The organism is Kitasatospora sp. P5_F3 (genome assembly GCF_054049135.1).
Window position 1 is genome coordinate 1 of the sequence record NZ_JBFUMY010000104.1, and the last position, 24,569, is coordinate 24,569.

Annotated in this window: 18 protein-coding genes and 2 rRNA genes; 11 read left to right on the forward strand and 9 right to left on the reverse strand. The window is 69.6% G+C overall.

Annotation, left to right across the window (positions count from 1 at the left end):
* Positions 1-2 precede the first annotated feature (2 nt).
* A 23S ribosomal RNA gene (locus ACXJMZ_RS34015) occupies positions 3-2,868 on the reverse strand.
* A gap of 194 nt (positions 2,869-3,062) precedes the next feature.
* Positions 3,063-4,468 (reverse strand): 16S ribosomal RNA (locus ACXJMZ_RS34020).
* The 16S and 23S rRNA genes sit together here, the layout of an rRNA operon.
* Positions 4,469-5,060: 592 nt before the next feature.
* Here ACXJMZ_RS34020 and ACXJMZ_RS34025 point away from each other — a divergent pair.
* Together ACXJMZ_RS34025 and ptsP are read left to right on the forward strand one after the other, a co-directional pair.
* Positions 5,061-5,510 (forward strand): PTS sugar transporter subunit IIA, encoded by a 450-nt coding sequence (locus ACXJMZ_RS34025; RefSeq protein ID WP_457033881.1) that lies wholly within the window; start codon positions 5,061-5,063, stop codon positions 5,508-5,510.
* A gap of 85 nt (positions 5,511-5,595) precedes the next feature.
* Positions 5,596-7,266 (forward strand): phosphoenolpyruvate--protein phosphotransferase, encoded by a 1,671-nt coding sequence (ptsP, locus tag ACXJMZ_RS34030; RefSeq protein WP_457033882.1) that lies wholly within the window; start codon positions 5,596-5,598, stop codon positions 7,264-7,266.
* Here ptsP and ACXJMZ_RS34035 read toward each other — a convergent pair.
* The gene (locus ACXJMZ_RS34035; RefSeq protein WP_457033883.1) at positions 7,182-9,161 is read right to left on the reverse strand and encodes an acetoacetate--CoA ligase; all 1,980 of its coding nucleotides are present in this window, start codon (positions 9,159-9,161) and stop codon (positions 7,182-7,184) included. The two genes, ptsP and ACXJMZ_RS34035, sit on opposite strands and share 85 nt — an antisense overlap.
* 148 nt (positions 9,162-9,309) lie before the next feature.
* Complete coding sequence (locus ACXJMZ_RS34040; protein WP_457033884.1) at positions 9,310-9,825, reverse strand: NUDIX domain-containing protein; 516 nt, start codon at positions 9,823-9,825, stop codon at positions 9,310-9,312.
* Positions 9,826-9,892: 67 nt separating this feature from the next.
* On the opposite strand from ACXJMZ_RS34040, the gene mmuM reads away from it, so the two are divergent.
* From mmuM to ACXJMZ_RS34070, 6 genes are all read left to right on the forward strand, one after another.
* The gene (mmuM, locus tag ACXJMZ_RS34045; RefSeq protein ID WP_457033885.1) at positions 9,893-10,768 is read left to right on the forward strand and encodes a homocysteine S-methyltransferase; all 876 of its coding nucleotides are present in this window, start codon (positions 9,893-9,895) and stop codon (positions 10,766-10,768) included.
* 99 nt (positions 10,769-10,867) lie between these two features.
* Positions 10,868-11,632: an IclR family transcriptional regulator gene (locus ACXJMZ_RS34050; protein ID WP_057233979.1), complete on the forward strand. Its 765-nt coding sequence runs from the start codon at positions 10,868-10,870 to the stop codon at positions 11,630-11,632.
* Between the two features lie 317 nt (positions 11,633-11,949).
* Complete coding sequence (locus tag ACXJMZ_RS34055; RefSeq protein WP_457033886.1) at positions 11,950-12,669, forward strand: MIP/aquaporin family protein; 720 nt, start codon at positions 11,950-11,952, stop codon at positions 12,667-12,669.
* Positions 12,670-12,761: 92 nt separating this feature from the next.
* Positions 12,762-14,282: a glycerol kinase GlpK gene (glpK, locus tag ACXJMZ_RS34060; protein ID WP_457033887.1), complete on the forward strand. Its 1,521-nt coding sequence runs from the start codon at positions 12,762-12,764 to the stop codon at positions 14,280-14,282.
* Positions 14,283-14,433: 151 nt separating this feature from the next.
* Positions 14,434-16,029 carry an FAD-dependent oxidoreductase gene (locus tag ACXJMZ_RS34065; protein ID WP_457033888.1) on the forward strand — a complete coding sequence of 532 codons (1,596 nt, stop codon included), beginning with the start codon at positions 14,434-14,436 and terminating at the stop codon, positions 16,027-16,029.
* Between the two features lie 40 nt (positions 16,030-16,069).
* Positions 16,070-16,438, forward strand: a complete 369-nt coding sequence (locus tag ACXJMZ_RS34070; RefSeq protein WP_457033889.1) for a hypothetical protein — start codon at positions 16,070-16,072, stop codon at positions 16,436-16,438.
* A 127-nt stretch (positions 16,439-16,565) separates the two neighbouring features.
* Here the strand turns inward: ACXJMZ_RS34070 and ACXJMZ_RS34075 are convergent, their stop codons facing one another.
* Positions 16,566-17,933, reverse strand: a complete 1,368-nt coding sequence (locus tag ACXJMZ_RS34075; protein WP_457033890.1) for a GntT/GntP/DsdX family permease — start codon at positions 17,931-17,933, stop codon at positions 16,566-16,568.
* The gene (locus ACXJMZ_RS34080; protein ID WP_457033891.1) at positions 17,930-18,547 is read right to left on the reverse strand and encodes a gluconokinase; all 618 of its coding nucleotides are present in this window, start codon (positions 18,545-18,547) and stop codon (positions 17,930-17,932) included. The genes ACXJMZ_RS34075 and ACXJMZ_RS34080 overlap by 4 nt, the downstream gene beginning before the upstream one ends.
* A gap of 111 nt (positions 18,548-18,658) precedes the next feature.
* Here ACXJMZ_RS34080 and ACXJMZ_RS34085 point away from each other — a divergent pair, with 111 nt between their 5' ends.
* Together ACXJMZ_RS34085 and ACXJMZ_RS34090 are read left to right on the forward strand one after the other, a co-directional pair.
* Positions 18,659-19,357 carry a FadR/GntR family transcriptional regulator gene (locus ACXJMZ_RS34085; RefSeq protein WP_457033892.1) on the forward strand — a complete coding sequence of 233 codons (699 nt, stop codon included), beginning with the start codon at positions 18,659-18,661 and terminating at the stop codon, positions 19,355-19,357.
* Positions 19,358-19,544: 187 nt separating this feature from the next.
* Complete coding sequence (locus tag ACXJMZ_RS34090) at positions 19,545-19,871, forward strand: hypothetical protein (RefSeq protein WP_457033893.1); 327 nt, start codon at positions 19,545-19,547, stop codon at positions 19,869-19,871.
* On the opposite strand, the gene ACXJMZ_RS34095 is transcribed toward ACXJMZ_RS34090, so the two are convergent.
* On the reverse strand, positions 19,847-20,941 hold the full coding sequence (locus ACXJMZ_RS34095; RefSeq protein ID WP_457033894.1) for an NADH:flavin oxidoreductase/NADH oxidase: 1,095 nt from the start codon (positions 20,939-20,941) through the stop codon (positions 19,847-19,849). The genes ACXJMZ_RS34090 and ACXJMZ_RS34095 overlap by 25 nt on opposite strands.
* Positions 20,942-21,033: 92 nt before the next feature.
* Between ACXJMZ_RS34095 and ACXJMZ_RS34100 the strand changes: the two genes are divergently transcribed.
* Positions 21,034-21,366, forward strand: coding sequence for an ArsR/SmtB family transcription factor (locus tag ACXJMZ_RS34100; RefSeq protein ID WP_457033895.1), 333 nt, complete (start codon positions 21,034-21,036; stop codon positions 21,364-21,366).
* 12 nt (positions 21,367-21,378) lie between these two features.
* On the opposite strand, the gene ACXJMZ_RS34105 is transcribed toward ACXJMZ_RS34100, so the two are convergent.
* Both ACXJMZ_RS34105 and ACXJMZ_RS34110 read right to left on the reverse strand, forming a co-directional pair.
* Positions 21,379-21,558: a hypothetical protein gene (locus ACXJMZ_RS34105; protein WP_457033896.1), complete on the reverse strand. Its 180-nt coding sequence runs from the start codon at positions 21,556-21,558 to the stop codon at positions 21,379-21,381.
* 3 nt (positions 21,559-21,561) lie between these two features.
* A partial coding sequence (locus ACXJMZ_RS34110) for a hypothetical protein (protein WP_457033897.1) occupies positions 21,562-24,569 on the reverse strand: 3,008 nt, incomplete at its 5' end.

Sequence of the window (24,569 nt, forward strand, 5' to 3'; positions counted from 1 at the left end):
CTGAGGACAAGCCCTCGGCCTATTAGTACCGGTCAGCTCCACCCCTTACAGGGCTTCCACATCCGGCCTATCAACCCAGTCGTCTACTGGGAGCCTTACCCTCTCAAGGAGGTGGGAATATTCATCTCGAAGCAGGCTTCCCGCTTAGATGCTTTCAGCGGTTATCCCTCCCGAACGTAGCCAACCAGCCATGCCCTTGGCAGAACAACTGGCACACCAGAGGTTCGTCCGTCCCGGTCCTCTCGTACTAGGGACAGCCCTTCTCAATATTCCTACGCGCACAGCGGATAGGGACCGAACTGTCTCACGACGTTCTAAACCCAGCTCGCGTACCGCTTTAATGGGCGAACAGCCCAACCCTTGGGACCTACTCCAGCCCCAGGATGCGACGAGCCGACATCGAGGTGCCAAACCATCCCGTCGATATGGACTCTTGGGGAAGATCAGCCTGTTATCCCCGGGGTACCTTTTATCCGTTGAGCGACGGCGCTTCCACAAGCCACCGCCGGATCACTAGTCCCGACTTTCGTCCCTGCTCGACCCGTCGGTCTCACAGTCAAGCTCCCTTGTGCACTTACACTCAACACCTGATTGCCAACCAGGCTGAGGGAACCTTTGGGCGCCTCCGTTACTCTTTAGGAGGCAACCGCCCCAGTTAAACTACCCACCAGACACTGTCCCTGATCCGGATCACGGACCCAGGTTAGACATCCAGCACGACCAGAGTGGTATTTCAACGACGACTCCACAACAACTGGCGTTGCTGCTTCAAAGTCTCCCACCTATCCTACACAAGCCGAACCGAACACCAATATCAAGCTATAGTAAAGGTCCCGGGGTCTTTCCGTCCTGCTGCGCGAAACGAGCATCTTTACTCGTAATGCAATTTCACCGGGCCTATGGTTGAGACAGTCGAGAAGTCGTTACGCCATTCGTGCAGGTCGGAACTTACCCGACAAGGAATTTCGCTACCTTAGGATGGTTATAGTTACCACCGCCGTTTACTGGCGCTTAAGTTCTCAGCTTCGCCWWGWCGAAWCWWGACTAACCGGTCCCCTTAACGTTCCAGCACCGGGCAGGCGTCAGTCCGTATACATCGCCTTACGGCTTCGCACGGACCTGTGTTTTTAGTAAACAGTCGCTTCTCGCTGGTCTCTGCGGCCGGCCCCAGCTCAGAGTGCAAGACTCATCACCAGTTCCGGCCCCCCTTCTCCCGAAGTTACGGGGGCATTTTGCCGAGTTCCTTAACCATAGTTCACCCGAACGCCTCGGTATTCTCTACCTGACCACCTGAGTCGGTTTGGGGTACGGGCCGCCATGAAACTCGCTAGAGGCTTTTCTCGACAGCATAGGATCATCCACTTCACCACAATCGGCTCGGCATCAGGTCTCAGCCTTAATGAGTGACGGATTTGCCTATCACTCGGCCTACACCCTTACCCCGGGACAACCACCGCCCGGGCTGGACTACCTTCCTGCGTCACCCCATCGCTCACCTACTACCTCGTGAACCGTCCACAACTGGATTCCTCCGCTGCTTCACCCGGCACACGACGCTCCCCTACCCATCACAGCGGGCGTTGGCCCTATWGCTGCAATGACACGACTTCGGCGGTGTACTTGAGCCCCGCTACATTGTCGGCGCGGAATCACTTGACCAGTGAGCTATTACGCACTCTTTCAAGGGTGGCTGCTTCTAAGCCAACCTCCTGGTTGTCTCTGCGACTCCACATCCTTTCCCACTTAGCACACGCTTAGGGGCCTTAGTCGGTGTTCTGGGCTGTTTCCCTCTCGACCATGGAGCTTATCCCCCACAGTCTCACTGCCACGCTCTCACTTACCGGCATTCGGAGTTTGGCTAAGGTCAGTAACCCGGTGAGGCCCATCGCCTATCCAGTGCTCTACCTCCGGCAAGAAACACGTGACGCTGCACCTAAATGCATTTCGGGGAGAACCAGCTATCACGGAGTTTGATTGGCCTTTCACCCCTAACCACAGGTCATCCCCCAGGTTTTCAACCCTGGTGGGTTCGGTCCTCCACGAAGTCTTACCTCCGCTTCAACCTGCCCATGGCTAGATCACTCCGCTTCGGGTCTTGGGCATGCAACTCAGACGCCCTATTCGGACTCGCTTTCGCTACGGCTACCCCACACGGGTTAACCTCGCTACACACCGCAAACTCGCAGGCTCATTCTTCAAAAGGCACGCAGTCACGAGAYRYAMRGCAAGCYKCAYRTCCGACGCTCCCACGGCTTGTAGGCACACGGTTTCAGGTACTATTTCACTCCGCTCCCGCGGTACTTTTCACCATTCCCTCACGGTACTATCCGCTATCGGTCACTAGGGAATATTTAGGCTTAGCGGGTGGTCCCGCCAGATTCACACGGAATTTCTCGGGCTCCGTGCTACTTGGGAGAAGCTCAAGTGAGCCGTACAGATTTCGTCTACGGGGGTCTTACCCTCTACGCCGGACCTTTCGCATGTCCTTCGACTATCCATACGGTTTCTGACTCACCGACCGGCCGGCAGACCAATCAAGAACTTTCCCACGACCCCGCTCTGGCAACCCCTGCCGGGTATCACACCAAAACGGTTTAGCCTCATCCGGTTTCGCTCGCCACTACTCCCGGAATCACGGTTGTTTTCTCTTCCTGAGGGTACTGAGATGTTTCACTTCCCCTCGTTCCCTCCACACACCCTATATATTCAGGTGCGGGTGACAGCCCATGACGACTGCCGGGTTTCCCCATTCGGAAACCCCCGGATCAAAGCCTGGTTGACGGCTCCCCGGGGACTATCGTGGCCTCCCACGTCCTTCATCGGTTCCTAGTGCCAAGGCATCCACCGTGCGCCCTTAAAAACTTGGCCACAGATGCTCGCGTCCACTGTGCAGTTCTCAAACAACGACCAGACACCCACCACACCCACTCCGCTCACCCACTTTCCACGCACCGAAGCGCAGTACTCGTGAGGCCAACAGACCGTGTGTGCCGAATAGTCAACGTTCCACCCATGAGCAACCGTGTGAGACATTCGCTCACATCCGGCTATRTGCTCCTTAGAAAGGAGGTGATCCAGCCGCACCTTCCGGTACGGCTACCTTGTTACGACTTCGTCCCAATCGCTGGTCCCACCTTCGACGGCTCCTCCCCTTACGGGTTAGGCCACCGGCTTCGGGTGTTACCGACTTTCGTGACGTGATTTGGGATTCGCTCCGCCTCGCGGCATCGCAGCCCTTTGTACCGACCATTGTAGCACGTGTGCAGCCCAAGACATAAGGGGCATGATGATTTGACGTCGTCCCCACCTTCCTCCGAGTTGACCCCGGCAGTCTCCTGTGAGTCCCCATCACCCCGAAAGGCATGCTGGCAACACAGAACAAGGGTTGCGCTCGTTGCGGGACTTAACCCAACATCTCACGACACGAGCTGACGACAACCATGCACCACCTGTATACCGACCACAAGGGGGCGACTATCTCTAGCCGTTTCCGGTATATGTCAAGCCTTGGTAAGGTTCTTCGCGTTGCGTCGAATTAAGCCACATGCTCCGCTGCTTGTGCGGGCCCCCGTCAATTCCTTTGAGTTTTAGCCTTGCGGCCGTACTCCCCAGGCGGGGAACTTAATGCGTTAGCTGCGGCACCGACGACGTGGAATGTCGCCAACACCTAGTTCCCACCGTTTACGGCGTGGACTACCAGGGTATCTAATCCTGTTCGCTCCCCACGCTTTCGCTCCTCAGCGTCAGTAATGGCCCAGAGATCCGCCTTCGCCACCGGTGTTCCTCCTGATATCTGCGCATTTCACCGCTACACCAGGAATTCCGATCTCCCCTACCACACTCAAGCCTGCCCGTATCGAATGCAGACCCGGGGTTAAGCCCCGGGCTTTCACACTCGACGCGACAAGCCGCCTACGAGCTCTTTACGCCCAATAATTCCGGACAACGCTCGCACCCTACGTATTACCGCGGCTGCTGGCACGTAGTTAGCCGGTGCTTCTTCTGCAGGTACCGTCACTTGCGCTTCTTCCCTGCTGAAAGAGGTTTACAACCCGAAGGCCGTCATCCCTCACGCGGCGTCGCTGCATCAGGCTTTCGCCCATTGTGCAATATTCCCCACTGCTGCCTCCCGTAGGAGTCTGGGCCGTGTCTCAGTCCCAGTGTGGCCGGTCGCCCTCTCAGGCCGGCTACCCGTCGTCGCCTTGGTAGGCCATTACCCCACCAACAAGCTGATAGGCCGCGGGACCATCCTGCACCGCCGGAGCTTTCCACCAACCCCCATGCAGAGGAAGGTCATATCCGGTATTAGACCTCGTTTCCAAGGCTTGTCCCAGAGTGCAGGGCAGATTTCCCACGTGTTACTCACCCGTTCGCCACTAATCCACTCCGAAGAGCTTCATCGTTCGACTTGCATGTGTTAAGCACGCCGCCAGCGTTCGTCCTGAGCCAGGATCAAACTCTCCGTGAATGTCTGCAGGTAATCCTGCAACCACTYSSGWWGAGCGGCACGGCAACCACCGGAATAGGCGGCCCCGCGCACTGCGTCCTCGCTAGTGTTTTACTTCATAAAGGAATCTCCAACCCCATCCACCATCCTAGCAGATCCGTTTGTTTCGTTTTAACCGAAGCTTTGCGAATCCGTCATCTGGTGTTCATCGCCGTCTTGCGGCGACTCGACAAACCATAGCCCTTCCGCAGCGGAGTGCCTAATCGAGCCGCCGCGCGCCGCACCGACCCCTCACCCGGTCGGCCCAGCACTGTCTGCTCACACCCCTCTATGCCGCCCGATCGGCGCGATCGTCGCGGCTCACCCGCATGGCGTAGAGTGCGGCGCGTCAACCAAAAGGACTAGACCACTCGTGCCCTCGCAAGCCCCTGCCAGCAGGGACGATGACGGCACGCAGCAGCAACCGTGCATTACGGGCGTCGGATCGCCGGTCGGGACCCGCCCCAGAGGACGCTTGCGAAATGTCCCTAGTTGGCATGATTTAGGCTTCAGAACGATCACACCGCCGCTGTCCGCGGCGGCACGCTGTGCTCCGTACCTGGGAGGCTCCACCATGACCACTGTGACCTCGCCGCTGGCTGGTCGCGCCGTCGGGCTCGCCAACGTGCCCGACCCTGTCTTCGCCGGCGCGATGGTGGGCCCCGGCACCGCCATCGACCCGGTGCGCGAGCCCACCGAGGCGGTCGCTCCGGTGGACGGTGTCGTCGTCTCCATGCACCCGCACGCCTTTGTGGTGGTGGACGTCGACGGCCACGGGGTGCTGACTCACCTGGGCATCGACACTGTCCAGCTCAATGGCGAGGGCTTCGAGCTGCTGGTGTCGAAGGGCGACACCGTCACCCGCGGCCAGGCGGTCATCCGCTGGAACCCGGCCGAGGTCGAGAAGGCCGGCAAGTCGCCGATCTCCCCGATCGTCGCGCTGGAGGCCTCGGCCGACGCGCTGTCCGGGGTGGTCGAGCACGGCGACATCGCCGTCGACGGCGACCTGTTCACCTGGAACTGACGGACCGAGAAGACGTAACGCGCCGTCCCGCCCCGCAGTCCGGGGTGGGACGGCTCGGCCAGTACCCGGGTGAAAGGAACCCACAATGGAACAGGCGCTGCGAGGCGTAGGTGTCAGCCACGGTGTCGCGATCGGCCAGGTCCGGCACATGGGCACGGCGGTGCTGGAGCCCCCGGCCACCCAGATCCCCACCGAGGACGCGCCTCGCGAGCAGGCTCGCGCCCAGGCGGCCGTGGACGCCGTCGCGGCGGACCTGATCGCCCGTGGCAACCTGGCGGGTGGCGAGGCCCAGGCCGTGCTGGAGGCCCAGGCGTTGATGGCGCAGGACCCGGAGCTGATCGCCGACGTGAACCGTCGGATCACGGTCGGCAGCAGCGCGGAGCGGGGCGTCTACGACGCCTTCGCCGCGTATCGGGCGCTGCTCGCCGCCGCCGGGGACTACCTGGCAGGGCGGGTCGCCGACCTGGACGACGTGCGGAACCGGATCGTGGCCCGGCTGCTCGGCGTGCCGATGCCGGGTGTGCCGGACAGCGACGAGCCGTATGTGCTGTTCGCCCGGGACCTGGCGCCCGCCGACACCGCGCTGCTGGATCCGACCCTGGTGCTCGGCTTCGTGACCGAGGAGGGCGGGCCGACCAGCCACAGCGCCATCCTGGCCCGGGCGATGGGTGTGCCCGCCGTGGTCGCCATGCCCGGGGCCACCGATCTGCCCGAGGGGATCATGGTCGCGGTCGACGGGTCCACCGGCGAGGTGCTGATCGACCCGTCCGAGGAGAAGCAGGCCGAGCTGCGGCGGGTCGCCGCCGAGCGGCGGGCCGCGCTCTCCGCCTCCTCCGGTCCGGGGCAGACCTCGGACGGGCACAAGGTGCCGCTGCTCGCCAACATCGGTGGCCCGGCGGATCTGCCGGCGGCGCTGGAGAACGGTGCCGAGGGCGTCGGCCTGTTCCGCACCGAGTTCCTGTTCCTGGACGACTCGGCCAAGGCGCCGAGTGAGCAGAAGCAGATCGAGGCGTACCGCAAGGTGCTGGAGGCCTTCCCCGAGGGGCGGGTGGTGGTGCGGGCGCTGGATGCCGGCGCCGACAAGCCGCTGGACTTCCTCACCCCGGCGGACGAGCCCAACCCGGCGCTTGGTGTGCGCGGTCTGCGCACACTGCTGGAGAACCCCGAGGTGATGCAGACTCAGCTGCGCGCGCTGGCCAAGGCCGTCGAGGGTCTGCCGGTCTACCTCGAGGTGATGGCGCCGATGGTGGCCGACCGGGTCGACGCCAAGGCCTTCGCCGACGCCTGCCGGGAGGCGGGGCTGAAGGCGAAGTTCGGCGCGATGGTGGAGATCCCGTCTGCCGCACTGCGGGCTCGTTCGATCCTGAACGAGGTCGAGTTCCTCTCGCTGGGCACCAACGACCTGGCTCAGTACACCTTCGCGGCGGACCGCCAGGTCGGCGCACTGGCCCGGCTCCAGGACCCGTGGCAGCCCGCGCTGCTCGACCTGGTGGCGCTCTCGGCCGAGGCGGCGAAGTCGGTCGGCAAGAGCTGTGGGGTCTGCGGCGAGGCGGCCTCCGATCCGCTGCTCGCCTGTGTGCTGACCGGTCTCGGTGTGACCAGCCTGTCGATGGGCGCGGCGGCGATCCCGTACGTGCGCTCGACGCTGGCGAAGTACACCCTGGCGCAGTGTCAGCGGGCGGCCGAGGCGGCCCGCGCCACCGACACCGCCGACGAGGCCCGGGCGGCGGCGCAGCAGGTGCTGTCCGGCGAGTAGCCGGAGGAGATGGAAGAAGGGGTGCCCGCCGGGGGGGGGGGCCCCCCCTCGTCGGGGACGTGACGGGGTGACAGCTCGGTGCGCAGCGAGGTGCGGATCCGGCCGATCAGGTCCTCGTCCAGGGTCGCGCCGGGAGCGAGGACCACGAACAGCGGCATCCAGTAGCCGCCTTCGGCCTCCTCCAGGCCGATCACCAGGGACTCGGTGATCTCGGGGAGGCGTTCGACCACCTCGTAGATGTCGGCGGAGCCCATCCGGACGCCCTGCCGGTTGAGGGTGGAGTCGGAGCGGCCGTGGATGACCACGGTGCCGCGCGAGGTGACGGTGATCCAGTCGCCGTGCCGCCAGATGCCGGGGTAGGTGTCGAAGTAGCTGTCGTGGTAGCGGCTGCCGTCCTTGTCGCCCCAGAAGCCGATCGGCATCGAGGGCAGCGGCTGGGTGACGACCAGTTCGCCGACCTGGTCGGTGAGCGGGTCGCCGTTGACGTCCCAGGCCTCGACGGCGGAGCCGAGGCAGGGGGCCTGGATCTCGCCGAGGTACACGGGGAGGGTGGGGACGCCGCCGACGAAGCAGGAGCAGACGTCGGTGCCGCCGCTGACCGAGGCGAGCCAGACGTCCTGCTTGACCTCGTCGTAGATCCACTGGAAGCCGTCGGGGGGCAGCGGCGAGCCGGTGGTCCCGATGCAGCGGACGGCCGAGAGGTCGAGGTCGCGGCCGGGGTGCAGCTCGGCCTTGCGGCTGGCGATCACGTACGCGGCGGAGGTGCCGAGCACGTTGGCGCGGGTGCGGGCGGCGACCGACCAGAGGGCGCCGGTGTCGGGGTGGCCGGGGCTGCCGTCGTAGGTGACGATCGTGGACCCGACCAGCAGGCCGGCGATGAGGAAGTTCCACATCATCCAGCCGGTGGAGGTGTACCAGAAGAACCGGTCGTCGGGGCCGAGGTCGAGGTGCAGGCCGGCCTGCTTGAGGTGCTCGACCAGGATGCCGCCCTGGCTCTGCACGATGGCCTTGGGCAGGCCGGTGGTGCCGGAGGAGTAGAGCACCCAGAGCGGGTGGTCGAACGGGACGGGCTCGAAGACCGGCTCGACGTCGGCGGCGGTCAGCTCACTCCACGGCAGGGTGCCCTCGGGGGCCTCGGTGCCGAGCAGCGGGACGTGCACCACGGTCTGCAGGGACGGCAGTTCGCGGCGCAGCTCGGCGACCACCTCGCGGCGGTCGTGGTTCTTGCCGCCGTACTGGTAGCCGTCCACGGTGATCAGGGCGACGGGTTCGAGCTGCTGAAAGCGGTCGAGCACGCTGCGGGCGCCGAAGTCGGGGGCGCAGCTGGTCCAGACGGCGCCGATGGCCGCGGTGGCCAGCAGGGCAACCACGGCCTCCGGGATGTTCGGCAGGTAGCCGGCCACCCGGTCGCCGGGGCGGATGCCCTGCTCGCGCAGAGCCGAGCTCAACGAGCCGACCTGGCGGCGGAGTTCGGCCCAGCTGAGCTCGGTGGGCGGCTCGCCGCTCTCGTCCAGGTGCAGGATCGCGGGCTTGTCCCGGTAGCTCTCCTGCTCGCCGCGGCGAAGCGCCTCGGCGGCGTAGTTGAGGCGGGAGCCGGGGAACCAGCGGGCGCCGGGCATCGACCGGTCGGTGAGCACGGCCTCGGGCTCGGTGCTGAACCGGACGTCGAACCACTCGGTGACGGCCCCCCAAAACCGGGGCAGGTCCTCGGTGGACCAGGCGTGCAGGGCCGCGTACCGGGCGGCGGCCTCGTCGTCACCGGCGGTGGGCGCGAGCGGCGCGGCAGGGGCGCCGTGGTGTTCGGCGGCCCAGGCCTGGAAGGCGACGATCTGGGTGGCGGCGGCGCGAGCGGGGTCGGGCCGCCAGAGCGGCTGATCCTGGGGTGGGGTGCTCACGGTGGTCTTCTCCCGGCCGGTCGGTGGGGACGGGACCGGCTGGTGGCGGCCCGCCCGGAGTGGCGCTGACGGTGCTGGACTCTGCCATGTGATCGTCCCGTACGCCAGGGTGTCCGGTGGGCGCCCACCTGCGGCGACGGGCCGCAACTCAGTCGAAGCTGCCCTTGAACCAGGCGTCGGCGACCTGGTTGTGCAGCGGGAAGGCCAGCCGGGTGGGCGTGTTGATCAGGTACCAGCCGTCGGTCTCGTCGGTCGGGACGGAGGGCGGCAGGTCGGCCAGGGCGCGGGGCGGGAAGAGGGCGAAGAGCATCAGGAACGCGCCGCGCGGGTCGCTGCCGGTGTCGACCAGGCGGGCGCTCGCGGGGTCGGCGTCGATGCCGGCCTCCTCGCGGAGTTCGCGGGCGGCGCCCTGCTGCCAGCTCTCGCCGAAGTCGACGTAGCCGCCGGGGAGGGCGAGTTCGCCGTAGCCGGGCTCGATGGTGCGGCGGATGACCAGCAGGCTGCGGGCACCGTCCGGCGGTTCGACGGGGAGCAGCGCGACGGCGACGGGCAGCGGGTTGCGGTAGCTGATCTCGCCGCAGCCGGGGCAGGTACGCGGCCAGACGGTGCCGGCAGCCGCGTACGGCGTGCCGCAGAAGTGGCAGTGTGAGTGGGGGCCGGTCATGACTGGATGGTAGTGCGAAGGGGTGACGCCGCGTCACTGTCCCGCGCAGCTACCTCGAGGAGGAGATGTGACGACAGCTTCGTTCGCCGAGGCGCTCGCGGCGGGGCCGCTGGTGCTGGACGGTGGGTTGTCCAATCAGCTTGCGGACGCGGGGCACGATCTCTCGGACGGGCTCTGGTCCGCCCGGCTGCTGGCGGACGACCCGTCGGCGATCACCGAGGCGCACCGGGCGTACTTCGCGGCGGGTGCCCAGGTGGCCGTCACCGCGAGCTACCAGGCGAGCTTCGAGGGGTTCGCCCGCCGGGGTGTCGACCGGGAGCACGCCGCCGTGCTGCTGGGCCGCAGCGTCGAGCTGGCGCGGGCGGCGGGGCCGGGCTGGGTGGCGGCCTCGGTGGGGCCGTACGGGGCGGTGCCGGCGGACGGTTCGGAGTACCGGGGCCGGTACGGGCTGACCGAGGGTCAGCTGGTGGACTTCCACCGGCCGCGGATCGAGGCGCTGCTGGCGGCGGGTCCGGACGTGCTGGCGGTGGAGACGATCCCGGACACCGACGAGGCGGCGGCCGTGCTGCGCGCGCTGGCGGGGGTCGAGGTCCCGGTCTGGCTGTCGTTCAGCATCGCGGGTGACCGGACCAGGGCGGGCCAGCCGATCGCGGAGGCGTTCGCGCTGGCGGGTGCCGCGCCCGAGGTGCTGGCCGTTGGGGTGAACTGCTGCTCGCCGGCGGACGCGGACGCCGCCGTGCGGGTCGCGGCGCGGGCGAGCGGGAAGCCGGTGGTGGTGTACCCGAACAGTGGGGAGAGCTGGCAGGGTGAGCCGACCTTCCGGCCCGACCGGGTGACGTCCTGGCTGGCGGACGGGGCCCGGCTGGTGGGTGGCTGCTGCCGGGTCGGTCCGGCACAGATCAGCGCACTGGCCGCAGCCGTGCGAACGGACCGCTACTCCTGAACTCCTGAGGAAAGGTGCACGTCCGGCCGTCGGCCTGGCAGACTCAGTGCGATACCACTGCGGTCGACAATGTCGACCGCCTGTCAGCGGAGGTACGCAATGCCCGGCCCGATCCAGTCGTTGTCCCGGGCTGCCGCGATCCTGCGGCTGCTGGCCGGTGGCGAGCGGCGACTCGGTCTGTCGGAGGTGTCCACCGCGCTGGGGCTGGCCAAGGGGACGGCGCACGGCATCCTGCGCACCCTCCAGCAGGAGGGTTTCGTCGAGCAGGACCCGGAGAGCGGCAAGTACCAACTGGGCGCCGAGCTGCTCCGGCTCGGGCAGAGCTACCTGGACGTGCACGAGCTCCGGGCCAGGGCGCTGGTCTGGGCGGACGACCTGGCCCGGGCCAGCGGCGAGACGGTCTACCTCGGGGTGCTGCACCAGCGCGGCGTGCTGATCGTCCATCACGTGTTCCGCCCGGACGACACCCGCCAGGTGCTGGAGGTCGGCTCGATGCAGCCGCTGCACTCCACCGCGCTGGGCAAGGTGCTGCTGGCGTACGACCCGGTGGCCCGCGGTGAGCTGGGCGAGGAGCCGTTGGAGGCGTACACCTCGCGGACCCTGACCGATCTGGCCTCGGTGGACGAGGAGTGCGGGCTGATCCGGGAGCGCGGCTGGGCCGACGCGGTGGAGGAGACCTGGGAGGGCGTGGCCTCGATCGGCGCGCTGATCCAGGACCGGCGGCGCAATCCGGTGGGTGCGGTCTGCATCAGCGGTGCGGTGGAGCGGGTCTGCGAGGACGGGTTCGTCCGGCCCTCGCTGGTGGCCTCGGTGCGCAGCGCGGCCCGGGCGATCTCCCGGGACCTGGGCGCCGGCCGGTTCTGACATCTGACTTCTGACGCTTGGTGAGATTCCCGTAGGTGCGGGTGGGCTTCGGCCTGCCCGCTCTTTGGCGTTTTGTCCATATTTTCCGCCATACGGGTGCTAGTTTCGACGCCACGGCGTGATCACGTCGAGTGATGGATCACAGGTGTGTCACCCCGTCTTGACGTGAGGGTGATAGCGGGGGGAAGCTTCCGCATGACGGTCGACATTGTCGAACGGTGTCCGGAGCAAACGGAACGCCACCGTCACGGCGCGACCCCGGGACGGGAAGCGCCACTCTCCCCCACCTGCTCCGGTCACGGACGAAGGAGTCCTTAGTGTCCGCGTTCTCCAACGGCGACATCTTTGTCGGCGAAACCCTCGGCACCGCCGCGCTGATACTCCTCGGCGGCGGCGTCTGCGCCGCCGTCACGCTGAAGAAGTCCAAGGCCCTCAACGCCGGCTGGCTGGCCATCACCTTCGGCTGGGGCTTCGCGGTGATGATCGCCGCCTACATGTCCGCCCCGAAGTCGGGTGCGCACCTCAACCCGGCCGTCACCCTCGCCATCGCCGCCAACACCGGCGAGTGGGGCAAGGTCCCGCTCTACCTCGGCTCCCAGCTGCTCGGCGCACTGATCGGCGCCGGCCTGGTCTGGGTCACCTACCTGGGCCAGTTCCAGGCGAACGAGGAGCCCACCCTCGGCATCTTCGCCACCGGCCCCGAGGTCCGGAACCCGGTGCAGAACCTGCTCACCGAGATCATCGCCACCTTCGTGCTCTGCCTGGCCATCCTCACCCAGGGCCTCACCACGGGTCTCGGCCTCTCCGGCACCGGCATCCTGATCGTCGCCTTCACCGTGGTCGGCATCGGCCTCTCGCTCGGCGGCCCGACCGGCTACGCGATCAACCCGGCCCGTGACCTCGGCCCGCGGATCATGCACGCCCTGCTGCCGATCCCGAACAAGGGCGGCTCCGACTGGTCGTACGCCTGGATCCCGGTGGCCGGCCCGGTCGTCGGTGGTCTGCTGGCCGGTGGCTTCTACCACCTGGCGTTCTGACGCCGCGTTGGTTTGCCCCACGCCCGCGCACGGGGACTGACCCAGGGTCAGGCCCAACCCTCCCTGAATCCCTCATTCGAGCCGAGGACCTCATGACCACCACTGGCAACTACATCGCCGCGATCGACCAGGGCACCACGTCGAGCCGTTGCATCATCTTCGGCGCCGACGGCCGGATCGTCGCCGTCGACCAGCAGGAGCACAGCCAGATCTTCCCGCAGCCCGGCTACGTCGAGCACGACGCCGCCGAGATCTGGACCCGGGTGCAGTCCGTGGTCGCGGGCGCGCTGGAGAAGGCCGGCCTGACCAAGGACGACATCCGCGCGATCGGTATCACCAACCAGCGCGAGACCACCGTCATGTGGGACAAGAACACCGGCAAGCCCGTGCACAACGCGCTGGTCTGGCAGGACACCAGGACCGAGGCGCTCTGCCGCGAGCTGGGCCGCAACGTCGGCCAGGACCGGTTCCGCCGCGAGACCGGCCTGCCGCTGGCCAGCTACTTCGCCGGACCGAAGATCCGCTGGCTGCTGGACAACGTCGAGGGCCTGCGGGAGCGTGCCGAGGCGGGCGACATCCTGTTCGGCACCATGGACACCTGGGTGATCTGGAACCTCACCGGCGGCGTCAACGGCGGCAAGCACGTCACCGACGTGACCAACGCCAGCCGAACCATGCTGATGAACCTCTCCACCCTGGCCTGGGACGAGAAGATCGCCGACTCGATGGGCGTGCCGCTCACCGTGCTGCCGGAGATCCGCTCCTCCGCCGAGGTCTACGGCCACGCGGTCGGCGTCCTGGACGGCGTGCCGGTCGCCGCCGCGCTCGGTGACCAGCAGGCCGCGCTGTTCGGCCAGACCTGCTTCTCCCCCGGCGAGGCCAAGTCGACCTACGGCACCGGCACCTTCCTGCTGCTGAACACCGGCGAACAGATCGTCAACTCCTACCACGGCCTGCTGACCACGGTCGGCTACCGGATCGGCGACCAGAAGCCGGTCTACGCCCTGGAGGGCTCGATCGCGGTCACCGGCTCGCTCGTGCAGTGGCTGCGTGACCAGCTCGGCATCATCTCCACCGCCGCCGAGATCGAGACCCTGGCCTCGACGGTGGAGGACAACGGCGGCGCCTACTTCGTGCCGGCCTTCTCCGGCCTCTTCGCCCCGTACTGGCGCTCCGACGCCCGCGGTGTGATCGCCGGTCTGACCCGGTACGTGACCAAGGGCCACCTGGCCCGCGCCGTGCTGGAGGCCACCGCCTGGCAGACCCGTGAGGTCGTCGACGCCATGCAGAAGGACTCCGGCGTCGAGCTGACCGCCCTCAAGGTCGACGGCGGCATGACCTCCAACAACCTGCTCATGCAGAACATCGCGGACGTGCTGAACGCCCCGGTCGAGCGCCCGTACGTGGCCGAGACCACCGCGCTCGGCGCAGCGTACGCGGCCGGTCTCGCGGTGGGCTTCTGGCCCGACCTGGACACCCTGCGGGCCAACTGGCACCGCGCCGCCGAGTGGACTCCCCGGATGGACGACGCCACCCGCGAGCGCGAGTACAAGAAGTGGCTCAAGGCGGTCGAGCGCACCATGGGTTGGGTGGAGGAGGACGACGAGAGCTGACCGTCACGCCGGTCGGGGCCTGCAGCGGCCCCGACCGGCCGGCGTCGTTTGACGGCCTCTCAGAGGCCGCACCCGGTCTCTCAGAGGCCGCACCATCGCACCATCGAGAGGAGACGCGGCGCCGCCCGCACCGAGCGCCGCAACACACACCATGGCTACCATCCCGACTCTGGGCGCCGGCTACACCAACGGCCACACCGCCTCCCGTGCCGAGACCCGCGAGCTGCTCGGCAAGGCCACCTACGACCTGTTGGTGATCGGCGGCGGCATCCTCGGTACCGCCACCGCCTGGACTGCCGCCCAGTCGGGCCTCAAGGTCGCCATGGTGGACGCGGGCGACTTCGCCGGTGCCACCTCCAGCGCCTCCTCCAAGCTGGTCCACGGCGGGCTGCGCTACCTGCAGACCGGCGCGGTCAAGCTGGTCGCGGAGAACCACAAGGAGCGCCGGGTGCTCTCCAGTGACGTGGCCCCGCACCTGGTCAACCCGCTGACCTTCTTCGTACCGGTCTACAAGGGCGGCCCGCACGGCGCGGCCAAGCTCGGCGCCGGCGTCTTCCTCTACTCCGCGCTCTCCGCCTTCCGGGACGGCATGGGCCGGGTCTCCACCGCCGCGCACGCCGCGCAGCAGGTGCCCGCGCTCCGTACCGAGGGCCTGCGCTCGGTCGCGGTCTACGGCGACCACCAGATGAACGACTCCCGGGTCGCCGTGATGACCGTCCGCGCGGCCGTCGAGGCGGGCGCGGTGGTGCTCAACCACGCCGCGGTGACGGGTCTTCGGTTCACCGGCACCCGGGTGACCGGCGCCGAGCTGACGGACCGTCTGGACGGCACCGAGTTCGGCATCAGCGCCCGCCTGGTGCTGAACGCCACCGGCCCCTGGGTCGACCACCTGCGCAAGATGGAGGACGCGGGCGCCGCCCCGTCCATCCGGCTCTCCAAGGGCGCGCACGTCGTCGTCAAGCGCCGTACGCCGTGGCGCGCCGCGCTCACCATCCCGATCGACAAGTACCGCGTGTCGTTCGCGATCCCGTGGGAGGACCACGTCCTGCTCGGCACCACGGACGAGGAGTACACCGGCGACCCGCAGGACGTCCGCGCCACCGAGGCCGACATCGACCAGATCATGGGCGAGGCCGGCCACGCGATCCGCGACGAGCACCTCGACCGGGACCTGATCACGTACGCCTTCGCCGGCCTGCGGGTGCTGCCCGGCGGCCCCGGCGAGACCTCCGCCGCCAAGCGCGAGACCGTGGTCACCGAGGGCCGGGGCGGCATGCTCTCGGTCGCCGGCGGCAAGTGGACGACGTACCGTCACATCGGCCGCACCGTGCTCGAGAAGCTCGCCCACGTGCCCGGCACCGGCCTGCGCGAGGACATGTCGCCGATCCCGGCCACCGTCCCGCTGCCGGGTGTCGGCGCCCCGAACGCCGTCGCGCACCGCCTGCTGGTGGACCGCGAGCCCGGCTCCCGGATGGAGCCGCTGGTGGCCAAGCACCTGGCCTCGCACTACGGCACGCTGTCCTTCGAGATCGCCCGCCTGATCGCCGAGCACCCAGAGCTGGGCGAGCCGATCCACGCCGACGGCCCGGACGTCTGGGCCCAGGTCGCGTACGCCGCCGACAACGAGTGGGCGTACACCGCCGACGACGTGCTGCGTCGCCGCACCACCATGACGGTCCGTGGGCTGGACACCCCGGAGATCCGGCAGCAGGTGGAGACCTTCCTCGCGAAGCGCGGCACCAAGTAGGCACTCCCGCAGCGAAAACCGGTCGCCCCCTCTCCCCSCCATGCCCAGCATCGGCGCGGGCGAGGGGGCGGTTCTCGTGGTCCAGCGGACACTGCAGGAGAAGAAGCGGCTCGGCTATCTGAAGGACTGTCGGAACTGGTACGGCGAGAACGACAAGAGCTCCCGCAAGAACATCCGGCTCAACAAGCAGGCCGTGAACAAGTCCAACCGGCGCCGACCCCGCACCGCCCTGGCCGTCCTGCGCGGCGCGGCCGAACCGGAGCTGGCCGCACTGACGGGCGAGCGACTCGCCAGGACCAGACCGCAGGTGTGGCGCAAGTGCGCGGACACACCGCTCGGTGAATACGTGCAAGGCCGCCTCGAACGGCGCGCGCGACTGGGCATGACCACACCGGCCGCTACCGGCTGAGTGCCCGCCGCCACCACGCCACCGGGGCCTCGGCCAACGGACAGCCTACGGCCCCAGCCGATATGAGCGCACCGACGGCCGCACCCCCTGAGCAGCGGGTACGGCCGTCGGGCGGTGGGCGGCAGTGCTAGATGATCAGGCTGAGCGGGAGGATCAGGGCGATCGCGGTGACCGAGATGACCGTCTCCATCACCGACCAGGACTTGAGGGTCTGACCGACCGTCATGCCGAAGTACTCCTTGACCAGCCAGAAGCCCGCGTCGTTGACGTGCGAGAAGAACAGCGAACCGGCGCCGATGGCCAGCACCAGCAGGGCGGCGTGGGTGGTGGAGAGGTCGGCGGCCAGCGGGGCGACGATGCCTGCGGCGGTGATGGTGGCGACGGTGGCCGAGCCGGTGGCCAGGCGGATCAGGACGGCGATCAGCCAGCCGAGCAGCAGGGCGGAGATGTGCCACTTGGCGGACCAGTCGCTGACCGCGTTGCCGACGCCGACGTCGATCAGGGTCTGCTTGAAGCCGCCGCCCGCGCCGACGATGAAGACGATGCCTGCGATCGGGGCGAGCGACTTCTCCACGGTGGTGGAGATCCGGGCCTTACTGAAGCCGGCGGCGCGGCCGAGGGTGAACATCGCCAGCAGGGTGGCGGCGAGCAGGGCGATCAGCGGGGAGCCGATGAAGTCCATCACCCGCTGCGGTCCGGCCTTGGGGTCGTCGATGACCACGTCGGCGAGTGCCTTGCCGAGCATCAGGACCACCGGCAGCAGGATGGTGGCCAGCACGGCCGCGAAGCTCGGGGTGTGCTCGCCGCGCTCGGGGCGCTCGGTCTCGGCGGGGAGGGTGAGCGGGCCGACCCAGCGTTCGGCGAAGCGGGCGAACAGCGGGCCCGCGACGATCAGGGTGGGGACGGCGATCAGTAGACCGAGCGCCAGGGTGACGCCGAGGTCGGCCTTCAGCGCGTCGACGGCGACCAGCGGGCCGGGGTGCGGGGGCACCAGGCCGTGCAGGACGGAGAGTCCGGCCAGCGCGGGGATGCCCAGGCGCAGCACCGGGATGTTCCCGCGCCGGGCGACCAGCAGCACGATCGGGATCAGCAGCACCACGCCGACCTCGAAGAACAGCGGCAGGCCGAGCACGGCCGCGATCAGCGCCATCGACCAGGGCAGCATCCGCTTGCTGGAGCGGCTCAGCACCGTGTCGGCGACGATGTCGGCGCCGCCGGAGTCGGCGAGCAGTTTGCCGAGCATCGCGCCCAGGCCGATCAGCAGGCCGACGCTGCTGACGGTCGATCCGAAGCCGGTGGCGAAGCTGCTGAGCAGCTTGTCGAACGGCGCGCCCGCGACGGCCGCCAGCACCCCGGAGCCGAGGGTCAGGGCGAGGAAGGGGTGCAGCTTGAGGCGGGTGATCAGCAGCACGATCACGCCGATGCTGAGCAGCACCGCGAGCAGCAGGACACAGTCGCTGTCGGTGTGGGGCAGGGCAGCGGTCAGGGTGGTCACGCGAGGTCTCCGTTGACGGGGCGCGGGTGGGAGGGGGTCTGGGGCCTGTCCGGCAATTCGCGTCGGATCAGGCCGGGTCGTTCGGTGCGTGCGATCGGCGTGCGGCCGGGACGCCCTCGTAGCGGAGCTACTTGGGCGTTTCGGCCGTGCGGCATCTCGGCGCCGGGCTCGTCCGGCTGGAGCGGCTCGAGGGCGGCGTACTGGGAGTCGAGCAGCGAGGCGGGCATGAAGTGTCCGCTGCGGTCGGCCAGTCGGGCCCGGATCAGGGTCTGATCACCGGTCAGGTGCAGGAAGCGGGTGGCCGGGGCCTGGCTGCGCAGGATGTCCCGGTAGCGGCGTTTGAGCGCCGAGCAGGCCACCACTCCCCCGCTCCCGGCGGCGACCTGGCTGCCGAGCCAGTCGGCCAGGGCGTGCAGCCACGGCTGCCGGTCCTGGTCGTCGAGCGGGATGCCGGCCGCCATCTTGGCGATGTTGGCGGGCGGGTGGAAGTCGTCGGCCTCCGCGTACGGGAGGCCGAGCCGCTCGGCCAGCAGCCGGGCGACGGTGGTCTTGCCGACGCCCGAGACGCCCATCACCACGAGGGTGGGCGGCTGGTTCTCGACGCTGAGACCCATGGCTGGTGCTCCTGTTCTGGCTGGCTCACGACGACAGTGCCGCAAAGGTATGACTTATTCAAGTAGCCGAAACCCAATCGTCATACATGTGTGGCCGGATATCCTGATCCGATGGAGATCCAGGGCCTGCCAGGACGACTGCTCGCGGACCTCGGTCCGGCCATCGCCTCCGGTGAGATCCCGGAGGGCGCGGTGCTCCGCGGCGAGGAGCTGGAGGCGAAGTACGGGGTGTCCCGCACCGTGGTCCGGGAGGCGATCCGGATCCTGGAGTCGATGCGGATGGTCGCCTCCCGCCGCCGGGTCGGCATCACCGTCCAGCCCAAGACCGGCTGGGACGTCTTCGACCCGCTGGTGATCCGCTGGCGGCTGGCCGGCGCCGACCGCTCCGCCCAGCTGCGCTCGCTCGGCTCGCTCCGGGTCGCGGTCGAACCGGCCGCCGCCGCCCTGGCCGCCACCCACGCCACCGACGACCAGCGCCGCGAACTCGGCGCCCTGGCGGTCGAACTGACGGTCACCGCGCGCGCCGCCGACCTCGACACCTTCCTGCGGCACGACATCGCCTTCCACGCGACCGTCCTGCGGGCCTCCGGAAACGAGATGTTCGCCCACCTCGGCGACACGGTCGGCGCGGTGCTCACCGGCCGCACCGAGCACCAGCTGATGCCGCATCAACCGGAGCCGTACGCGGTGAAGTTGCACCGCGAGGTGGCCGACGCCATCTGCACCGGGCAGGCCGAGGCCGCCGAGCAGGCCATGCGCACCATCGTCCAGGGGGCGCTCGCGGAGCTGGACGCGACGCTGGGCAACTGACCCCGGAAAGCACTGAGGCCCGGGCCAGGAATTCTCCTGGACCGGGCCTCAGTTGTCCGGAGTTGCCCCGCCGGCAGAGTCGGCCTCGGCGACGAACGTCCGGTCTGGGGAATTGCCCGACTGGGCGGACCCGGAACGGGCAAGCTGAGTACGGATGTTCCGCTCACGTACGCCCCGGGGGAAGCCGATGCCCACTGCACGCCGTCGCCGTCGTCTGCCGGACGAGGTGCGGTCCGCCGCCGTGCGCGCGTGGATGTTCTTCTCCTGCACGCTGATCAGCCTGATCGTGGCCACCCTGGCCTCGTACGCCCGCAGTTGGCTGCTCACCCCGGCGCTGATGGCCACCGCGCTCGGGGTGTTCGGTACCGCGTGGTGCCTGTTGGAGATCCTGATCTCACGTCAGATCGCCGCCCAGCGGCGGCGTGGGCCCAATGCGGCCGACCCGATGACGGGCAGTCGCGAGCGGCGCCGGGCGCCCGGGCCGGTGGATCAGCCGCGCCTGCGCAGGGTGTAGCCGTACTGGACCGGCCAGCGCGGCTCGGCGCCGAGCTCGGCCGCCGCACGCTGCGGCCAGTACGCGTCGCGCAGCAGCTCGCGGCCGAGCGAGACCACGTCGGCCTGGCCGCTCGCCACGATCTGCTCCGCCTGGGCCGGCTCGGTGATCAGCCCGACCGCCCCGGTGGGCAGCCCGGCCTCGGACCGGATCCGGGCTGCGAACGGCACCTGGAAGCCGGGCCCGACAGCGATCTTCGCGTCCGGGTCGATCCCGGCCGAGGAGGCGTCCAGCAGGTCCACCCCGGCCGCGTGCAGCTCCTTGGCGAGCCGGACGGTGTCCTCCACCGTCCAACTCGGCACGCCCTCCAGCCAGTCGGTGGCGGAGGTGCGGTAGAGCAGCGGCAGCTCGGCGGGCCACACCTCGCGGACGGCCGCGACCACCTCCAGCGCGAACCGGCTGCGTCCGGCGAAGTCGCCGCCGTAGGCGTCGGTGCGGTGGTTGGAGTGCGGTGACAGGAAGGAGTGGATCAGGTAGCCGTGTGCCCCGTGGATCTCCACCGCCTCGAACCCGGCCGCCAGCGCCCGCCCCGCCGCCTCGGTGAACGCCCGCACCACGTCCTGGATCTCCTCGACCGTCAGCTCGTCCGGCACCTGGCTCTCCGCGCTGAACGGCACCGGGGAGGCGCCGACCGGCTGCCAGCCGCCCGCCTCGATCGACAGCGGCTTCCCGCCCAGCCACGGCCGGTCGGTGGCGGCCTTGCGGCCGGCGTGTGCGAGCTGGATCGCCGGGACGGCGCCGTGCGACTTCACCAGCGTGGCGATCCGGGCCAACTTCTCCTGCTGGCGGTCGTTCCACAGCCCGAGGTCCCACGGTGAGATCCGGCCCTCGGGGCTGACGGCGGTGGCCTCGACCATCACCAGACCGGCCCCGCCGGCCGCCCTGGCCCCCAGGTGGGCGAGGTGGAAGTCGGTCGCGACCCCGGCCTCGGGCCCCTCGGGGGCGGCCGAGTACATGCACATCGGCGCCAGCCAGATCCGGTTGGGCACGGTCAGGGAGCGAAGGGTGATCGGCTCGAACAGGGTACTCACGGTCGGCTCCTCGGCTGGGACATCGGGGTTTGTACGATAGCCCTCGTAGTACGGCAGCTGTCAAACTACGGCACTTCTCGTACTATTGGCCGGTGACCGACACCCAGCTCCCCGAACCCGCCCTGGCCGAGATCAGGCTCGCGGCGGTGCTGCACGCCCTCGCCGACCCGGTCCGGCTCCGGATCGCCGCCGAACTCGCGCGCGACCAGCGCGAGTTGGCCTGCCAGGCGTTCGACCTGCCGGTGACCAAGTCGACCAGCACGCACCACTTCAAGGTGCTCCGCGAGGCCGGCGTGATCCGCCAGTGCCGCCGGGGGACGTCCCGGATGAGCCACCTGCGCAGCGCGGACCTGGAGACGCTCTTCCCCGGCCTGCTCGACGGCATCCTGACCGCCCACCTCGCGGAGGACGGGCGACGGGACTGACCGGTCGTGCGGTCAGTCGCCGTCCTCCTCCGGGGTGTGCGGCAGGTCGATGCCGTGATGCCCGGCGATCCTGATCAGGGACGTGATCCGGCCCTCGTAGGCCTCGACACCGTCGTCGTCACCCGCCTCGCGGGCCGCGGCCAGCGCGAGGCGGGCCTGGGCCAGCTGCTCACGGAGCTCTTGCTCGAACACACGTCAAGCATCGCACCAAACGCCCGGGCGGCCCGGCCGACGGGTCGGGCCGCCCCGGCCGGCCTCGACCGAGATGTACTTCAGGCCGGCCCGCAGGTCGGCGTCGTTGCGCAGCCGGATCACCAGCGGGAACTCGGCCAGCGCCGTGGTGTCGAAGAGCCCGGTGGTGTAGATCAGCTGGACGCCGAGCGCGTCGGCCACCGCCCGCTGGAGCTCCAGCAGGTACGTCGCGTTGGCTCGCCCGATCGGGTTGTCCAGGAACAGCGTGCCCGCGTGCCGCAGCTGGGACTGGCCCCGGTCGTTCGCCCGCAAGGCCGCCATCGTGCAGTACAGCGCGATCGCGGCGGTGAGCAGCTGGCCGCCGGAGAAGACGTCCGACATCTGACCGACACTCACCCGCTCGGCCCGCAGCACCGCGTCGGGCTTGAGGATCTCCACCGAGACGCCCTTCGGGCCGATCGCGGCGGCCACTCCGCGCAGCAGTAGTGACATACCGTCACGGCGCAGGTCGGAGTTCTTCCTCACGGCGGAGCTGGTGGCCTCGTCGATCACCTCGCCGAGCCGCTCGACCAGCAGCGCGTGGTCCGGGTCCTCGAAGCGGATCCGGAGGAACTCCTGGCCGGACCACTCCCCCAGGCCCTCGGGCAGCCTGGACAGCCGCTGGGCCGCCCGCAGGGTGGCGAGCGAGCTCTCCACCAGGCCGCGCAGCCGGTCCACGATCGAACCCCGGTTGCGCTCCAGCTGCGCCAACTCGTCGGTGAGGACCCGCAGTCGGGGCGCGAAGGCGGTGGCCCAGGCGGCCGCGTGGTCGGGCAGGGCAGCGGCGGGCAGCTCGCGGATCTGCTGCCGGGCGGGGGTGCGGACGGCCTCGTACCGGGCCGCGTTGGCGTGCCGGACCAGGGCGTCCGAAGCGTCCCGGACGGCGAGTTCGGCGGCGGTCAGCTCGGTGGAGGCGGTCCGCAGGGTGCGGCGGGAGTCGGCGGCGGTGCTGCGGGCCTCGGCGAGCGAGCCGAGGTAGGGCTCGGCGGGCTGCTCGTTCTCCTCGGGGTGGTGGTCGCGCAGGCCGTCCCGGAGCTGGGCCGCGCTCTCCTCGAAGTCGGCGGCGGCGCTCTGTGCGGCGTCCAGGGTGCGCTGCAGGTCGGCGTGCGCGGTCCGGGCGTTGTCCACCAGCTCGCGCCGCTCGGCGAGCCGGGAGGTGGCGGTGCGCAGCAGCAGTTGGGCGTGCTCGGGGTCGGCCGGGACCAGGTCCTCGGGCAGCGCGGTGTGCTCCTCGCCGCTGGCGGGGGCGGAGCGCTCGGCCTCGCCGCGCAGCCGGCCGAGCTGCTCGGAGGCGGTCGCGGAGCGGGCCTCGATGGTGGCGACCAGCTCCTCGGCGCGGGCCGCGGCGGCCTGCCTGGCCGGGCCGTCGGCGCCGTCCGGGCTGGCCAGCAGCTCCTCGGCGCGCAGCCGGACCTTGTTGCTGAGCCGGTCCAGCTCGGTGGCGGAGGCGGCCTCGTCGCCCTCGGCCCTGGCCTGCKCGGCGCGCAGGTCGGCGCCGACGCCGACCTTCTCGTACAGCTGGGCGGCGGCCCGGTACGCCTCGCGCAGCGCGGGCAGCGAGGCCGGGGTCTCGGTGGGCTCCTCGGCCTCGGCGACGGCGGACAGCTCGGAGCGCTCGGAGCGCAGCGTACGGACGGTGCGGCGGGCGTCGTCGGCGGCGCGCTGGGCTGCCCGGCGGTCCTCGTCGCAGGTGCGGGCCCGCTCGGCGCAGACGGCCTGGCGGCGGTCGCACTCGGTGGCGTCCTCGGTCAGTTCGCGCTGCCGGCGGGTCCAGTTGCCGCGCTCGCGGAGCCGGAAGGCCAGACCGGCCAGCGCGTCGGCCCGGCGGCGGGTGCGCTGGGCGGCCTCCCGGCGCTCCTCGTGGGCGGCGGCGGCGGAGAGCTGGTCGGCCTCGGCCTCGCTGTGCTCGGCGCGCAGGGTGGCCAACTCGGCGGCGGCGGTCTCGGCCTGGGCGGCGGCGGCCAGGGTGGCCTCGGTCAGCTCGGCCAGCGTGCCGGGCGGGCACTGCTGGTGCCAGGAGGCGAGCCGACCGTTCAGCGCGCGGTCGCCGCCGAGCCGGGCGGCCAGCTCGCGGATGTGCTCCTCCCGGGCGGTGGCCCGGGTCCGCAGCTGGCGGCGCTCGTCGTCGGCCGCGCCCTCGTTGTGCATCGCCGGGTTCGGCGGCACCAGGAAGAACGGCGGCTCGGCGCCGATCGGCGCGATCAGCGCGGCGGCGGTGCCGACCGCGACGGTGGAGCGCGGCAGCAGGGCGGCAGCCTGCAGGGCCTCCCTGGCCCGGTCGAGCGACTGCGGGTCGGTGACCACCACGCCGTCGACCAGCTCGGGCCGGGCGGCCAGGATCGCCTCGTGGTCGGCCGGGTCGACCGACTGGGCCAGGTAGCGCCAGCCGGGCAGCGCGGGGATGCCGTGCTCGCCCAGGAACTCGACCGTGGCCAGCACGTCGGGGCCGGGCGGCAGCAGGCCGCCGTCGCCGAGCGCGGCCAGGATCCGGGAGTCGTCGGCGGCGGCGGTGCGCAGGTCGAAGAGCGTGCGCTCGGCGCTGCTGACGGCGGCTTCGAGCTGCTCGCGCAGCGCCTCGGCGTTGGCGTCCAGCAGGGCGGGGGTGAGGCAGCCCTCGCCTTCGTCCTCTTGATACGGCGTCAGGGCGAGCAGCTCGGCCAGCCGGGGCTCGGCGGCCAGTGCGGCTGCGGTGCGCTGTTCGGCGGAGAGCGCGCGGTGGGCGTTCTGGTACGCGTCGCTGGCGCGGGCGGCGGCCAGCTCGGCCTTCGCCTCGAGAGCCCCCGTCTCCCTGGCCCGGGCGGCGGCCTGCTCGGCGGCGGCGCGGGACTGCTCCAGCGCTGCGGTCGCGGCCTGCTCCGCGTCGGCGGCGTGCAGGGCGGCGCGGGCCGGGTCCGGCTCGTCGGTGTCGGCGTCGATCCAGCCCGCCTCGACGGCGGCCCGGGTCTCCTGCTCGACCTCGGCCAGCCGCTGGC